This window comes from Paenibacillus sp. JNUCC 34 (genome assembly GCF_058269055.1).
Genome location: NZ_CM177770.1, coordinates 5962501 through 5978605 on the forward strand (window position 1 = coordinate 5962501; position 16105 = coordinate 5978605).

At 48.1% G+C, this 16105-nt stretch carries 17 protein-coding genes (1 of these 17 cut by a window edge); all 17 read right to left on the reverse strand.

The genetic code is table 11. The features are described 5' to 3' along the window. Window positions 1–1441 carry the 5' portion of a lysine--tRNA ligase gene (gene lysS, locus AC2TF5_RS27515; protein ID WP_491303028.1) on the reverse strand. It extends 77 nt beyond the left edge of the window, so the window shows 1441 of its 1518 coding nt (coding positions 1–1441); it begins with the start codon at window positions 1439–1441; the stop codon falls past the left edge of the window. Window positions 1442–1597: 156 nt separating this feature from the next. After that, window positions 1598–2074: a transcription elongation factor GreA gene (greA, locus tag AC2TF5_RS27520; RefSeq protein WP_491300215.1), complete on the reverse strand. Its 477-nt coding sequence runs from the start codon at window positions 2072–2074 to the stop codon at window positions 1598–1600. A 218-nt stretch (window positions 2075–2292) separates the two neighbouring features. After that, window positions 2293–3315: a tRNA dihydrouridine synthase DusB gene (gene dusB / locus AC2TF5_RS27525; RefSeq protein ID WP_491300216.1), complete on the reverse strand. Its 1023-nt coding sequence runs from the start codon at window positions 3313–3315 to the stop codon at window positions 2293–2295. A 43-nt stretch (window positions 3316–3358) separates the two neighbouring features. Further along, a complete protein-coding gene (locus AC2TF5_RS27530) occupies window positions 3359–3565 on the reverse strand; it encodes a helix-turn-helix domain-containing protein (protein ID WP_208916691.1) in 207 nt (68 codons plus the stop codon). Continuing rightward, window positions 3517–4065 carry a 2-amino-4-hydroxy-6-hydroxymethyldihydropteridine diphosphokinase gene (gene folK / locus AC2TF5_RS27535; protein ID WP_491300217.1) on the reverse strand — a complete coding sequence of 183 codons (549 nt, stop codon included), beginning with the start codon at window positions 4063–4065 and terminating at the stop codon, window positions 3517–3519. Before folK ends, AC2TF5_RS27530 begins: the two co-directional genes overlap by 49 nt. 8 nt (window positions 4066–4073) lie before the next feature. Further along, the gene (gene folB / locus AC2TF5_RS27540) at window positions 4074–4436 is read right to left on the reverse strand and encodes a dihydroneopterin aldolase (RefSeq protein ID WP_491300218.1); all 363 of its coding nucleotides are present in this window, start codon (window positions 4434–4436) and stop codon (window positions 4074–4076) included. A 35-nt stretch (window positions 4437–4471) separates the two neighbouring features. After that, on the reverse strand, window positions 4472–5329 hold the full coding sequence (folP, locus tag AC2TF5_RS27545; RefSeq protein ID WP_491300219.1) for a dihydropteroate synthase: 858 nt from the start codon (window positions 5327–5329) through the stop codon (window positions 4472–4474). Further along, on the reverse strand, window positions 5330–6211 hold the full coding sequence (gene pabC / locus AC2TF5_RS27550; protein WP_491300220.1) for an aminodeoxychorismate lyase: 882 nt from the start codon (window positions 6209–6211) through the stop codon (window positions 5330–5332). After that, window positions 6208–6789 (reverse strand): aminodeoxychorismate/anthranilate synthase component II, encoded by a 582-nt coding sequence (pabA, locus tag AC2TF5_RS27555; protein WP_491300221.1) that lies wholly within the window; start codon window positions 6787–6789, stop codon window positions 6208–6210. Before pabA ends, pabC begins: the two co-directional genes overlap by 4 nt. 12 nt (window positions 6790–6801) lie before the next feature. After that, window positions 6802–8391, reverse strand: a complete 1590-nt coding sequence (locus AC2TF5_RS27560) for an anthranilate synthase component I family protein (protein ID WP_491303029.1) — start codon at window positions 8389–8391, stop codon at window positions 6802–6804. A gap of 199 nt (window positions 8392–8590) precedes the next feature. Then, on the reverse strand, window positions 8591–9529 hold the full coding sequence (gene cysK / locus AC2TF5_RS27565) for a cysteine synthase A (protein ID WP_491300222.1): 939 nt from the start codon (window positions 9527–9529) through the stop codon (window positions 8591–8593). A gap of 279 nt (window positions 9530–9808) precedes the next feature. Further along, entirely contained in the window at window positions 9809–10759 is a 951-nt protein-coding gene (locus AC2TF5_RS27570; RefSeq protein WP_491300223.1) for a peptidyl-prolyl cis-trans isomerase, read from the reverse strand. 22 nt (window positions 10760–10781) lie between these two features. Further along, window positions 10782–11666, reverse strand: coding sequence for an Hsp33 family molecular chaperone HslO (hslO, locus tag AC2TF5_RS27575; protein WP_491300224.1), 885 nt, complete (start codon window positions 11664–11666; stop codon window positions 10782–10784). Window positions 11667–11775: 109 nt separating this feature from the next. Then, window positions 11776–12540: a type III pantothenate kinase gene (locus tag AC2TF5_RS27580; RefSeq protein WP_491300225.1), complete on the reverse strand. Its 765-nt coding sequence runs from the start codon at window positions 12538–12540 to the stop codon at window positions 11776–11778. Further along, entirely contained in the window at window positions 12537–13412 is an 876-nt protein-coding gene (gene nadC, locus AC2TF5_RS27585) for a carboxylating nicotinate-nucleotide diphosphorylase (protein WP_491300226.1), read from the reverse strand. Before nadC ends, AC2TF5_RS27580 begins: the two co-directional genes overlap by 4 nt. Further along, on the reverse strand, window positions 13402–15018 hold the full coding sequence (gene nadB, locus AC2TF5_RS27590) for an L-aspartate oxidase (RefSeq protein WP_491300227.1): 1617 nt from the start codon (window positions 15016–15018) through the stop codon (window positions 13402–13404). The genes nadC and nadB overlap by 11 nt, the downstream gene beginning before the upstream one ends. 35 nt (window positions 15019–15053) lie before the next feature. Continuing rightward, the gene (nadA, locus tag AC2TF5_RS27595) at window positions 15054–15992 is read right to left on the reverse strand and encodes a quinolinate synthase NadA (protein WP_491300228.1); all 939 of its coding nucleotides are present in this window, start codon (window positions 15990–15992) and stop codon (window positions 15054–15056) included. Between the last annotated feature and the right edge of the window lie 113 nt (window positions 15993–16105).

A 16105-nucleotide genomic window follows, 5' to 3' on the forward strand; every position in this document is an offset into this window, starting at 1 on the left:
TCAGACGGTCCACGCCGATACCGAGTCCACCTGTAGGCGGCATACCATATTCCAGCGCACGAAGGAAATCCTCATCCATTTCATGTGCTTCATCGTTGCCCTGCTCGCGCTCCTGCAGTTGTCCCTCAAAGCGTTGACGCTGATCGATCGGGTCATTCAGCTCAGAGAAAGCATTCGCATGCTCACGTGCTACGATGAACAATTCGAAACGATCCGTAAACCTTGGATCTTCTTCGTTCTTTTTCGCCAACGGTGAGATTTCTACCGGATGACCGGTAACAAATGTTGGCTGAATGAGTGTCTCTTCCACAAACTGCTCGAAGAATGCATTCAGAATATGTCCAAACGTCATATGCGGCTCAACTGGAACTTTGTGTTCTTTAGCCAGATGGTGAGCTTCTTCATCAGACATTTGCACACCAAAGTCTACACCTGTTACTTCTTTAACTGCATCTACCATGGAGACACGGCGCCATTGCGGCGTCAAATCAATTTCCTTTCCCTGATAGGAGATAACCTGAGTTCCAAGAACTTCTTGGGCAATGTGAGCAATAAGATTTTCGGTCAATGCCATAATATCTTTATAATCCGCATATGCTTCATACAGCTCGATCATCGTAAATTCCGGATTGTGGCGTGTTGAAATACCTTCATTCCGGTATACACGTCCAATTTCATAAACCTTCTCCAACCCGCCTACAATCAGGCGTTTCAGGTGAAGCTCAATCGCAATACGCATATAAAGTTCCATATCCAGCGCATTATGATGCGTAATGAATGGACGTGCAGCTGCACCACCTGCGATGGCGTGAAGGGTTGGTGTCTCCACTTCCAAATAACCGAGCGAATCCAAATAGCGGCGCATCGATTGAATGATTTTGGAACGGGTAATGAACGTCTTTTGGACTTCAGGATTAATAATAAGATCGACGTAACGCTGACGGTAACGAAGCTCCACATCCTTCAAACCATGGAACTTCTCAGGAAGAGGGTACAGCGACTTCGAGAGAACCTCCAAGTTTTTAACCTTAATCGTGGTTTCCCCTGTTTTGGTCTTAAAGAGTGTACCGCTGACACCAATAATGTCTCCTAAATCCAAAATGCTGAAACCTTGGTATTTCTCTTCAGCAATCGAATCTTGGCGCACATAAATCTGAATCCGTCCGCTCAAGTCCTGAATGTGAGCAAAGGAGGCTTTACCCATACCGCGTTTTGCCATGATCCGGCCAGCAAGGTTAACCTCAACCTGCTTCTCTTCCAATTCCTCTTTAGTTAAAGCGTCATACTGCTTCAAAATATCACCGGCATGATCTGTTCTCTCATATTTACCGCCGAATGGGTCAATTCCCAGCTTGCGAAGCTCGTCCAATTTATTGCGGCGAATCTGCAGCAGCTCACTTAGTTCCTGTTCTTGTTCCTGATTGTTCATTTCTTCCGTCATCGTCGATTCATCTCCTTCATTCTCGCGTCGGCCGATCATACTCGGCCATACCTACCAACACAAACACTCAGATTTTAAGTCCTGCCCTATTGGACAGTCCCCTATGCAAATAGCGAAAAAAGCCCCCTCAAAGGAAGCTTCCACGCTCATTCCAACTTACTTCTTAATTTCTACGATTTTATATTGAATAACGCCGGCCGGTACGTTAACGTCGACCACTGACCCTTTTTGCTTGCCAATAATCGCTTTACCAACAGGACTCTCGTTAGAAATCTTATTGTTGAGCGGATCCGATTCCGCCGTACCGACGATTGTATATTCCATTGTATCGCCATACTCCAAATCCTCAACGATAACCGTATTGCCTACATTAACGACGTCGGTATTGATATCGTCGTTATTGATGATACGCGCGTTGCGGAGCATCTTTTCAAGCGTAATGACACGGCCTTCGATAAAGGCTTGTTCGTTCTTGGCGTCTTCATATTCGGAGTTTTCACTGATATCACCGTAACCAATAGCTACCTTGATACGTTCCGCGACTTCCCGTCTTTTAACGGACTTCAGATTCTCGAGTTCGTCCTCCAGTTTCTTCAGACCATCCTGTGTAAGAATGACTTCTTTATCGCTCATCTTAACCGATTCTCCTGTCATGTAGATAATTTAAATCACCATACCACCATACTATATGCGAATCTTCGGGGATCAGAACTTTCCCCTGATGCTTACTGTATATCAAGGCGAATTTATACTGAAAAATTATATGGTAACCATTTCAAAAAGTCAATGAATGTCCTCGCACGAATGAAAACGCTATCGCTAGCCCTAGGTGCGGAAGGGTGTTCTGCTTATTACATCGCTGTAGCTGCCTGCGGATAAGCACTCTTCGTTGCATCATCGTAGGACTCCAACTGATCAACAAAATTAGTCAACAGACTAACCATCTCGTCCCGCTTCGTTTCTTCCATAATAACGTCCTTAATCCGGGCGGAGCCTTTAAGCCCCTTCAAGTACCAGGAAAGGTGCTTTCTCATTTCCCTGACAGCAACGTCTTCTCCTCTAAGAGCAATCAGACGGTCCATATGCAAAATAGCAATCCGGATTTTCTCCTGTGGTGATGGATCGGGAAGAAGTTCACCTGTCTTCAGGTATTCCACGGTACGGTAGAGCATCCATGGGTTTCCGAGCGCTCCACGCCCGATCATCACTCCGTCACAGCCCGTTTCAGTGAGCATGCGCCGGGCATCTTCCGGTGTCACCACATCGCCATTGCCGATAACAGGAATGGATACAGCTTCCTTTACCTGTCTTATAATATCCCAGTCTGCGTGTCCAGTATACAGCTGCTCCCGGGTACGTCCGTGAACACTCACAGCTTGACCGCCTGCACGTTCCACGGCTTTGGCGTTCTCAACCGCATAAATATGATCGCTGTCCCAGCCTGTGCGCATTTTAACCGTTACCGGTTTATTAACGACATCCACAACAGCCGATACCATTTCGTAAATTTTATTTGAATCCAGCAACCAGCGTGCTCCTGCATCAATCTTCGTTACCTTGGGTGCCGGGCAGCCCATATTGATATCGATAATGTCAGCATTGGTCTGCTGGTCTACCACTTTTGCCGCTTCCACGAGCGATTCCCGGTCTCCTCCAAAAATCTGCAGACTCATCGGCTTCTCGCGTTCATCAACAAACAGCATTTCCTGCGTCCGCTTGTTGCCATGAACAATTGCTTTGCCACTCACCATCTCGGCACAGACCAACCCTGTGCCAAATTCTTTGGCGATCAAGCGAAAAGCCGGGTTGCACACACCCGCCATCGGGGCAAGTACGACCTGATTTTTCATCTCGATGTCTCCAATTTTCAACATGTTCTTTTTTCACTCCTTTGTTTTTCATTTATATATTTTCAACTCAACTGCGTTCCTTCAACTCTTGTAGAGTAATGTTCAAGGCCTCCGCAATTTTAACTAAAATTTGTTCCTCTGCGCGGCGGTTGCCACGCTCAATCGCTCCGAGCACAGCTAATGAGATATCGGTTCGCGCTGCCAACTCATGTTGGGTAAGGCCCTTTAATTTTCGGAAAGCGCGGATACGCTGCGCCAGCTGCATGTTCTCCAAAGTTGTATGCCTTCCTTTCCATCCAGGTTCTCAATCGCTGTCTTAACCGTAGTATATAAACCGGAAGGCTCACCTTTGGGAGTGATGTCGGCAAGCGGCATTAACACAAACGCCCTCTCATACATACGAGGATGCGGAAGGATCAGGTCTGGCGTATCGAGCCTTTTTCCTTCCATCCACAGAAGGTCAAGATCGACAGTACGTGGTCCATTGTGAATATGGCGAACCCGTCCGAGCCGTTGTTCAATCTGCTGCATTACTGCCAAAAACGAATGCGGTTCAAGCGTTGTAGCCACAGCAGCCGTCATATTCAGGAACATCGGCTGATCCACATATCCGACCGGCTCTGTTTCATATAAGTTGGAACAGCGAAGCACGGTAATACCAGGTTGTGAATCCAGCAGTTCCAGAGCTTCCATCAGCGTGGCTTCCCGGTCTCCCAAATTGGCCCCTAAAGCAATATAAGCCTCTGAAGTCTCAGAGGTAGCATGTGAATTCATGGTATATCTCACTTTCTGGTCCGGTGCAGCTCTACGGTAACACCTTCAAAATGAATGTCAAACGGTGGATTCGGCTTTGTTAGCTTAACCGTTAAAGCATCGATACTAGTATAAGTGTCAAGTACCTTGGATGCAATATGCTCCGCTAAAGCTTCAATTAACTTAAAAGACTCATCCCGCATAATTCCTTGTAATAGCTCATGCACCTCGGCATAATTTACCGTTTGGGTCAGGTCATCCGTTGCCCCGGCTTTGCTCAAATCAAGCTCCAGTTCAAGATCTACATAAAATCGCTGCCCAAGCTTCCGCTCTTCCTCAAATACACCATGGTATCCATAGTACTCCATCCCGCGCATAATCATCTTGTCCATTCCTTGTTCCGCCCTTCCATAAGTTGTATTTCAATTTATACCCGCTGCAATCCCAGTGAAGCATAGAGCATGGCATCACACATACATGCCGTACGTTTGATCTGCTTCACATCATGAACTCGAACGATCTGGCAGCCTTGGGCAATTCCGTAAGCAACCGTAGCCGCGGTACCTTCAACAACATCATCTACCGGCAGATCTAATGCGGTGCGGATGAATTTTTTGCGTGAAGTAGCCAGAAGAACCGGATAACCGAGGCCTACCAGCTCATCTAATGCCATCATGACTTTCATATTCTCATCATAATCCTTCGCAAAACCGATTCCCGGGTCCAAAATAATACGATTGCTTTTTACTCCGGCTTCCAGAGCAATATTCACACTTTCCATCAAATCTGACTTCATATCTTCAATCAGATGAGTGTAATCCCGATTTTTGCGGTTATGCATAAGAATAACAGGGCAGTCCAAAGCTGCAGCTACGCCCGCCATATTTGGATCCTCTTTGAACCCCCAAATATCGTTAATGATATGCGCACCTGCTTCGATGGTCTGACGTGCCACCTCTGCTTTGTACGTATCGATCGAGAGAGGAATATGCGGCGCCTCACGGTGAATCGCTTCTACTACAGGAATCACTCGGCTCAACTCTTCATCAACACTTATTTTCTCGTGGCCGGGTCTGGTGGATTCACCACCAATATCGATAATATCGGCCCCATCTGCAAATAACTGCAGAGCATGTTTCACAGCATGTTCCGTTTCGTTATAACGTCCTCCATCCGAAAAGGAGTCAGGTGTTACGTTTAAAATGCCCATGATCAGTGTTGAATTCCCCAGCTTTAGCTGTGACTCTCCGCAGTCAAATGTTTGTTCATAAATAGTTGTCTTCATCTATAGCCCTGCTTTCTGCCGGTAAGTTTTCAGTAAATGCTCCGTGATAGGACCCACAAATCCACTGCCTACCACAACATTCTCCTCACCGGATCTCAATAAACTTGTCACCGGTACAAGCTCCTGCACGGAACCCGTTGTAAATATTTCATCGGCGGAAGTTAATGCATCCCATGTATAACGGCCCTCTTCGGCTGGAATGCCGAGATGTCCGGCCAAATCAAGCACAAAAGCCCGGGTAATGCCCGGCAGAATGCCTGTCTCAACATCAGGTGTATATAATTTTCCATCCTTGATGAAAAATATGTTACTTACAATACCTTCAGCCAGATCGCCGTTTCCGGTCAGCATTAACCCCTCCGCCTGAAGACGTACCGCATCTGGATAACTTTGAAGCTCGCGTTTGGCCATAATATTGTTCATATAATGCAGCGACTTCAGCCGTACGGCCGTCTCCGGTGTGTTACGCGGCGTAAAGAGCAACTGCAGAGCTCTCCCTTTCTTATATAGGGAATCCGGCAGCGCCGGCAACGGTTTAATATATACCAGCTCCGTTGGATTACGGTAATCATCTACTGGAAGCCCAAGCGCCTTCACACCTGCCGTAATCGTATAACGGACATACGCATCCTCAAGTTGATTAGCTGACATAAGCCGGAGAATCCATTCCCGCATGCGCTCCGGATCCGGGTCATAGGCAATCCCCAGCATGCTGCAGCTGTCTGCAAGACGAGTCAAGTGGCGTTCCAGTAAAAAGGGTTCTCCTTGATATGTCCGGAACGTCTCAAATAAGCCCATGCCATATAAAAGGCCGTGATCCATAACGGATACCACGGCCTCGGCCGTGTCCACTACACGACCGTCAATTCCCATAAATCTCATGCCTTGGTTTCCGCCGTACGTTTCAAAAAGTTGCGCAGCATTTGGTGCCCATGGTCGGTAATAATCGATTCCGGATGGAACTGTACACCTTCTACCGGATACTCCTTATGCCGAAGCCCCATAATCTCTCCTTCTTCAGTCCATGCCGTAATTTCAAGGCAATCCGGCAGAGTTTCTTGTTCTACAAGCAAGGAATGGTAACGGGTAGCTGTAAATGGAATCGGGAGTCCTTCAAATACAGAGGTGCTCTGATGATGAATCGGTGATGTCTTACCGTGCATCAGACGCTCTGCACGAACGACCTGTCCACCAAAAGCTTGTCCGATTGCCTGGTGACCAAGACAGACACCGAAGATCGGAATGCTCCCTTTAAAGCGCTCAATAACCTCGAGGCTTATTCCGGCTTCGTTCGGGGTACAAGGACCTGGCGATATCAAAATATGATCCGGGGCTAATGTCTCAATTCCCCCAATGTCGATTTCATCATTTCGGAACACCTTTACCTCTTCGCCGAGCTCTCCCAAATACTGCACGAGATTGTACGTAAACGAATCGTAATTATCGATCACGAGAATCATGATATACTCCCCCTATTGTACTGCCGTTGCTGCGGCTTCTTCTTCACTGCACATGACCGCTGCAATCAGCGCTTTGGCTTTATTATGACATTCCCGGTATTCCCTGTAAGGGTCGGAATCAATAACAATACCTGCTCCGGCCTGGATATACCCAATCCCGTCCTGAACGGCCAGAGTCCGTATAATAATATTCAATTCCATATCTCCATTATAATCAATCCACCCCATGGACCCCGTATAAGGACCCCGGGTAACCGGCTCTAACTCTTCAATAATTTCCATCGTCCGTATCTTCGGCGCACCTGTGATCGTTCCACCTGGAAAAGCTGCTGCGATTACATCGTATGTGTCCTTATTTTCCGCGAGCTGCCCTTCCACCTGGGAAACAAGATGCATCACATGTGAATAACGCTCAACGGTCATCAGTTCAGGCACATGTACTGTGCCGTAGGTGGCAATACGCCCGATATCATTACGCTCCAGGTCAACGAGCATAATATGCTCGGCCCGCTCTTTATCACTGCCGATCAGTTCAGCTTCCATAGCTGCATCTTCCTCCGGCCCCGCTCCCCTGCGGCGCGTACCTGCTATCGGTCTTGCCGATACATGATCTCCATCCAGCTTGATGAGCAGTTCCGGAGAACCACTAGCCAGTGAAAACCGCGGCGATGTAATATAACCCATGTACGGAGACGGATTCAGCAGACGCAGCCATTCATAAACATCTGCAGGATCAGAGTGAAGCTTCAAGTGCCGCCGCAGCGACAAATTAACCTGAAACACATCACCCTGACGAATATATTCCTGTATGGACAATACCGCCTGTTGAAATGCCTCCTGTGAAAAATCGCTTTCCAATCGGTCCCAACCTTCCACATGTGGACCTGCAAGATCTGCAGCCTTACTCCTTCTGTCCAACATTCGGCTATGCTCTTTCGAACTTTCTTCCTCACCGGCTGTATCACCAAGGAAAGTGTTCCACTGCTCGATCATACTCATGGCTTTTGCCTCAGCGTCCACATACATTCTCGTAAGTTCTTCCGTACAAATGCCGCCGCTTTCTGCTGGCAGCCATGGCATATGCACTGCACAATATATGGACTGCTGTTGATGATCATAAATCCAGACCTCTTCCATTCGCATCCACATATAATCCGGAAAGCCTGCATTGTCCTTCGCTAATGAAGGTAAGTCCTCAAGAGAACGGATTACATCATATCCGATAAAGCCCGTACAACCGCCGCGAAAATCAGGCCAGCCTGGTACCCGGGGCGATTTGAGGTTCCCCATCCAGTTCTCTAACAGCTGAAGCGGTTTACCCTCGCTATACTGGGTTTTGCCTGTACGTAGGTCTGTCATCTCACCGTGTAGCCCTTTACCCGTTAACACCGACACCGGGTTTAATCCCAAATAAGTATATCTGCCGCTTTTGCCACTTTCGAACACGAAGGCATAAGGAGAAGCCTCCTTCCATGCTTTTTCCCAAGTCGAAGGAAGTCCTTCCTCCCGGCCCTGAAACTGAACCATATAAGGCAGCATGGACCAACCTTCATCCGCCCACTCAAGCCATTGAGCCAGCTCTATTTTTCTATCCACGCTTATCCCCCTTTATCACCGTAAGCCTATTCTGTTGCCTGTCAGTATACTGTATCCTGCCCCACTTGAAAACCCCGAAACCATCTACCCTCTCGAATATTTTAATGGAATAGCTTTCACGGGCAAAAACATTGCCATAAGAAAAAGCCTCCAATGCTTAAATACATTGAAGGCCGATATAATGATTCATTCAAATCAGAATGGATTAGGACTCAAAATTGTACAGCGGTGTACTCAAGTAACGCTCTCCGTTGCTTGGAATGATGGCAACCACACGTTTACCCTTGCCAAGCTCCTTAGCAACCTTCAGTGCAGCGTGGACTGCAGCCCCTGAAGAAATACCAGCTAGAATACCTTCCTCTTTCGCCACTCGACGAGCCGTGTCAAAGGCATCATCATTCTCAACATGAATGATTTCATCATAAATTTCCTGATTCAGAATTTCGGGCACAAAGTTGGCGCCAATACCCTGGATCTTATGAGGACCCGGTTTACCGCCTGCCAAGATCGGGGAAGCTGCAGGTTCTACAGCGTAAATCTTAACGTCTGAAAAAGCTTCCTTTAGCACTTCACCAGCACCCGTAATCGTTCCTCCCGTACCGATACCTGCTACGAATGCATCCAATGTACCGCCAATGGAATTGACAGCCTCTACGATTTCAGGCCCTGTAGTCTCGCGGTGGATTTTTACATTAGCCTGATTCTTGAACTGCTCTGCCATGAAAAACCCTGAATTCTCCTTCAAAATTTCTTCCGCTTTCTTAACCGCACCGTTCATACCTTCAGCTCCCGGCGTAAGAACCAGCTCGGCTCCGTAAGCACGAAGCAGATTGCGACGCTCCAAGCTCATGGTCTCCGGCATAACGATAACAGCCTTATACCCCTTAGCCGCAGCAACCATAGCCAGACCAATACCTGTGTTGCCGCTGGTCGCTTCGATAATCGTATCGCCCGGCTTCAAGCGGCCTTCTTTCTCAGCTTCTTCCACGATACTGATGGCAATCCGGTCCTTAACACTCGAGCCCGGATTCTGGTATTCCAGCTTCAGGTATATCTCCGCACTGTCCTCCGGAACGATCCGATTCAAACGGACAAGTGGTGTTCCACCGATTAACTCTGTTACACTGTTCACTACTCTAGCCATAATAAAGCCCTCCCTTGATTCGCTTTAGAATTCGTAAATATCCGGTTATCTGGTTGTATGATTGAGAAAACGAAGAAGCTGGTCCGTAAATCATGTCCGACTTCCGCTTTCTTAATATCCGAGTAATTCGCTAGGTTTTTATACATTCATATTATCAACCTTATTTATCCTTGTCAATAAGAAGAAACAGCATAGTCTGTCTTAGAAAACATTTAATATTTGTTACCAAATAAAACAAGCCTTTGCAGCAAGGGAATCACTCCGCTGCAAAGGCCTGTTTTAATTAATTATTGTGTTGTGCTGTGCTAAAGGAACACCAGCCACAATACGGGCTGCATATTTATCCCGGAGCTGGCGCTCAAGCTCAGAAAGAGAAACGGACTGCGTAAGCGCAAGTTGTTTGTGTACCGTCTCCCGGATTAAACTCTCATCCGGCGTTTCAGGAACTAAGATATCCTCAACATAAACGATCGCATAGCTGTCCTCCAGATTAATTGGACCAGCAATATCCCCTTTGTTTAAAGATAACACGGTCTCCATCAACGCCTCCGGCTGAAAGGGATCGCCTTCTTCAACCAATCCCAGCTCGCCTCCATTATCCCGGGTATATTCATCAATAGATACCTCAGCAGCAAGAGAGGCAAAATCCTCACCGTTCTCCAGCTGGTCCAGTACTTCATCCGCTTCTGATTCCGTATCCACCTTAATGATGGATAGGTTGAACTGGTTTTTGGGATGGAATTGGTCCGGATGCTGACTTAGGTATTGATCAATCTCCGCATCGTCAACTTTAACGTCAGCTGTCGCTATTTTCTCCAAAGTAAGCCGATATTCCGTTTCGGCCTTCAGCATTTCTTCTGACAGACCAAGCTGCTGCTCCATTTCTTGCAGGAACCGTTCTTTCGAGCCGTAGCCCTGACCGATCCGCTCAAGCTCCCGATCAACCTCCTCAGGAGTGACCTTAATATGGGTGGCATCAGCCTCCAGAGCAACCACCTGACGGTTCATCATCGTCATCAGCACTTCGCTGCCGTACCTCTTCTTTAGCTCTTCCGTCCACTCTGCTTCTGTAATCGCCCTGTCTTGTACAGATGCGACGGCAGGCGGATCTTGTTCAGGTTTTTTATTCACTTCCTGAACCTCGGAGAAAAATATCCAGCTCCCCATAAATAACACACCTGCAGTCAAGACAATGACGGTTACCCATAATCCCTTCTCTTGTCTCGTCATTACGGTTGCTCATCCCAATACCTTAAGATTTGGCCCGCTCTAAAACGGATTTTAGCTGGTCTTCATCATACGTGTATGCTTCATTGCAAAAGTGGCAGGTAACTTCCGCCTTGCGATCTTCGCGGATCATCTGTTCAAGTTCTTCCCGTCCCATACTGATCAGAGCCCGCTCTACACGTTCATGGGAGCAATCGCAGTTAAAATGCACTTCTGTTTCTTCCAAAATGGTTACATCAGGCAAAATACGGCGTAAAATATCCTCGAGCTCAAGTCCTTCTTCAAGAAGTGTTGTAACTGGCGGAATCTGGCTTAACGCTCTCTCCAGCTCTGTAATTTCATCATCTGTCACACCAGGCAGCAGCTGAATAATAAACCCGCCTGCGTTAGCTACGGTATAATCAGGCGAAACGAGGACACCAAGACTGACAGCGGAGTTCGTCTGCTCAGATACGGCAAAATAATACGTGAAATCTTCTGCCAGCTCACCGGATATGATCGGTACACTGCCGCGATAGGGTTCCTTCAACCCAAAATCCTTAGTGACATGGATATAGCCTGTTGTTCCGACGGCTGCTGCTACATTCATTTTGCCTGGGCGGATGTTCGTCAGCTCTACATGAGGGTTGTTCACATAGCCTCGAACTTCTCCGTATGCATTCGCCTCAGCCGCAATCAAACCGATCGGGCCATCTCCGCGAACTTGAATACTGAGACGCTCTTCCCCTTTCAGCATGTTGCCCATCATGGCAGCAGCTGAGACAGTCCGGCCCAAAGCGGCTGTTACGACGGGAAAAGTATCATGTCTGCGCCGCAGTTCCTCTACAAGGTTCGTTGTTCGTACGGCGAAGGCTCTTATTTTGCCTCCCATCGCCGTTCCCCGGAGTATACGGTCTTTGTGGTTGTCCATCTTACAGCCTCCTTGTTCTCTTGTTGTTAAATTTCACAAAACCCTCGTTATATATAACTCTTGCATTTGTCTATTTGTTTGATCTTCTATAAAATTTGAGACTTACGAATTAGTTGCGTTCGTAGATGATCCGCAGTCCTTCCAGCGTAAGCATTGCGTCGATCTTATCGATGGAGTTCGATTCACTGGCGATTAGCTCAGCCAACCCCCCGGTTGCGATAACCTTCACATTGTCCGCTTCCATCTCCGCTTTTATTCGTTTCACAAGCCCCTCCACCTGGCCGGCGTAACCAAAAATAATGCCTGCCTGCATTGCGTGAACGGTATTGCGGCCAATCACCTTCTTCGGCTTCTCCAGCTCAACACGTGGCAGCTTGGATGCACGCTGAACCAGTGCTTCAGTTGCTATGCCGATTCCCGGCACAATAGCGCCCCCAAGATAGTTCCCCTTACTATCGATACAATCAAACGTCGTTGCCGTTCCGAAGTCCACAACGATCAATGGGCCCCCGTACTGCTCGACAGCTGCCACCGCATTAACGATGCGGTCGGCTCCGACTTCTCTAGGATTTTCGTAACGGAGATTCAGACCTGTTTTGATTCCCGGGCCTACAATAAGCGGAGCTTTCTTAATATATTTAAGGCACATTTCTTCCACCACCCCCACCAGCGGTGGAACCACCGAAGAAACGATAACCCCTTCTATTTCGCTTATCAATATTTTAGACATTTGAAACAAATTATGAATCAGTACTCCGTACTCATCTACTGTTGATTGACGCGAGGTACTAATCCGGAAATGATGAAGAAGTTCCTTTCCTTGATAAATACCTAATACAATATTTGTGTTTCCAACGTCCACAACCAAAATCATGATGTTCCGCCTCCTTTCTTGGCGTTTAAATCTAAGCTGATGTCCAAACTGTTAAAAGAATACGTCAACCGTCCTACGGAAATGACATCTACACCCGATGCCGCTATCGTTCGTACGGTCTCAAGCGTTACATTGCCGGAAGCTTCAGTTGTAACATGAGGTGCATCGGTTTTAATCCGGTGTACGGCTTCCGCCATCATACCCGGATCCATATTATCAAGCATAATAATATCCACTCCGGCTGTTAAAGCTTCCTTCACTTGCTCCAAACTTTCCGTTTCAACCTCAATCTTCATGGTGTGCGGAATATTGCTGCGCGCACGGCTGACCGCTTGAGTGATTCCCCCGGCTCCCTTAATATGATTATCCTTTATCATTACCGCATCATACAAACCGAACCGATGATTGGCTCCTCCGCCCACACGCACTGCGTATTTCTCCAGCATACGATGGCCCGGGGTTGTTTTTCGGGTATCCACCAGCCTTGTCGGCAGCCCCTCAAGAGCATCCACAAATGCCCGTGTCTTCGTAGCAATGCCGGACAGTCGCTGCAGCAGGTTAAGCGCAAGCCGCTCCCCAGTCAGAATCCGGTGTGTACTGCCCTCAATCTCAGCCAGCACATCCCCCTTATCCACCCACTGACCATCCCGGACATGGGCCTTAAAGGAAAGGCTCTGATCCACAATGTCAAAAACGAGTTCCGCAGCTGGCATGCCTGCCACGATCCCCGCCTCTTTAGCATGGATAATTGCTTTCGATTCATGCCCTTCTGGGATCGTCGTCATCGTGGTGATATCGCCTGATCCGACATCTTCTTGAAGCCAAGCCCGGATATTGTCCGCCAAGCTCTCATTATATCCATTAAACATCATCACTGAATTCCTCCGTCATTCCTTGATCCCAAACATGAACAATATGCTTGCGCCATCCTTCATTATCCCGCTGTGGGAAATCCTCACGGTAATGGGCTCCCCGGCTTTCCTCACGATGCAGCGCACTCTGAATGACCAGCATTGAGCTTGTGAGCATGTTCGCGAACTCATATTCCTCCCGTTTCGTCAGTACGGACTGAAACAGCGGTAGCTGACGATTGAGATCATCAATTGCCCGCAGCAGGGTATCCTTACTGCGACGTAGGCCGGCATACCGAACCATAACTTTCTGCAGTTTCAATCGGCGTTCAACAATCGCCTGGGACGGCGCTTCCTTACGCTGCCAGCTGAAAGACAGCCGTACTAGCTCCGCAGGAGTCTCCGGAAGCTGTCTTATCTGATCCACAATCCTCCGCCCATATACTAGTGCCTCAGACAGAGAGTTACTCGCCAGCCGATTGGCACCATGTACGCCGGTGGACGATACTTCCCCACAAGCAAATAACCGGGAAATACTGCTCTCACCGTGCAAGCCAGTCTTGACGCCCCCCATCATATAATGCGCTGCAGGGGACACGGGAATCCAATCTGTGGTCAAATCAAGTCCATAACGCATACACGTTTCATATATGGTCGGAAAGCGGTGCTTCACCATCTCCCGCGATTCATGCGTTATATCGAGATAGACAAACGTCGACCTTGTCTCTTCCATTTCACTGACAATGGCCCGGGCAACGATGTCTCGTGGAGCAAGTTCGAGCAGTTCATGATATCGGTCCATAAAACGTTCGCCTTTGATATTACGTAGATACGCACCCTCACCCCGAACTGCCTCCGAGATTAAAAATCTTGGTGCGCCTGGATAGCTGAGCGCCGTCGGATGAAATTGAATGAATTCCATATCCCTGATCTCGGCCCCGGCACGATAAGCCATAGCAACTCCATCTGCTGTGGCTACCTCCGGATTCGTTGTGTAACGATACAGCTGCCCTGCACCACCGGAGCATAACACCGTCGCCTGGCCCCGCACAAATACACGGCTGCCATCCGGCATTTGCACCAGAGCACCCAGGCACTCGTTCTCCTGAGTAACGAGGTCAATAACAAAATGATCATCCCACACGGTCACATTAGGAAGATGTTCGACCTGCTTGGAAAGTGCACGAACAATTTCATAACCTGTCGCATCCCCGTTCGCATGTAGAATGCGCCGGTGACTATGTGCCCCCTCCTTGGTTAGAGCAATTACCCCGTCCTCCACATCAAACGTAGTACCTAACCGGATCAGCTCCTGAACACCGGCCGGACCTTCATTGACCAGTACATCTACAGCAGTAGAAGAACAAAGCCCGGCCCCAGCCAACAAGGTATCCTGCCGATGATACGCCGGAGAATCATCCTCTGCGGTCACAGCAGCAATACCACCCTGGGCATAGCGAGTGTTGCTCTCCATCAGTGTTTTCTTGGTGATCAGCAGAACTTTGCGGTCAGTGCTTCCTTCAATCGCTGTGTATAATCCGGCAATACCGGAACCGACCACAATTACGTCCGTCTCTACTACCGGCAAATCCTGCAGATCAAAATCGATCAAATATTGCGGTATCACGTGACTCACCTGTCTTTAGCGAAGAGTAGCGCATGCTACTTAACTTGTAACATGCGCTCTAATGAAGTTCTGGCTTTTTCCGCGACAACCGGCGGCACATAGATTTGAGGTTTCATCGTCTCCAGACATTTGACCAACTTTTTAAGATTATTTACTTTCATGTTAGGACACACAAGAAACTTGGTCGCAAAATGGAACGATTTGTTCGGACTATCCAGACGGAGCTGATATCCGGTTCCATCTTCGGTGCCTATAATAAACTCCTTACAGGAGGATTGCCTGCAGTATTCCAGTATAGCGGTGGTGCTGCCCACAAAATCGCCCATTGCAACGACTTCTGGACGGCATTCCGGATGAACGACAAATTCAGCATTCGGGTATTTGGCTTTCATCTCCACAACATCTTTAACGGTCAACATGTCGTGTGTGTTGCAGTAGCCTTCCCAAATAATGAGTTTCTTGTCGGTATGCTGCTGAACATAGTGTCCTAGGTTTTTGTCAGGAACCCAAATAATTTCATCAGAATCAACGGATTGGATGACCTTTACGGCATTAGAAGACGTGCAGCAGATGTCTGTCTCGGCCTTGATTTCCGCGGATGAGTTAATGTATGTAACGACCTTGGCGTTTGGGTGCTGTGCCTTCAGCTTACGCAGTCCATCGACGTTGACCATATCCGCCATGGGGCATCCCGCACGCTCATCGGGTATAATAACCGTTTTGTTCGGTGCAAGAATTTTCGCACTTTCTCCCATGAAATGAACACCGCAAAATACGATGACATCCGCATCCGTCTGTGCTGCCTTTTGGGCAAGCAAGAAAGAGTCTCCCCGGAAATCCGCAACCTCCTGTATCTCATCCCGCTGATAATAATGCGCCAAAATAATGGCATTGCGTTCTTTCTTCAACTGCATTAATCGTTCGCGCAATTCACGGTTTTGTTCCGCTTTACGCTCCAGCGCCAAAGCTTCCACGAGCGACCCTCTCCCCTTGTGTATTTACGGCCTACATGACCGCTGGTGAACCAGTGCTTCAAGATGCTCTTATCCCCTTGTGAAAGGAAGCACCTTTTGTTTATCACCTAATG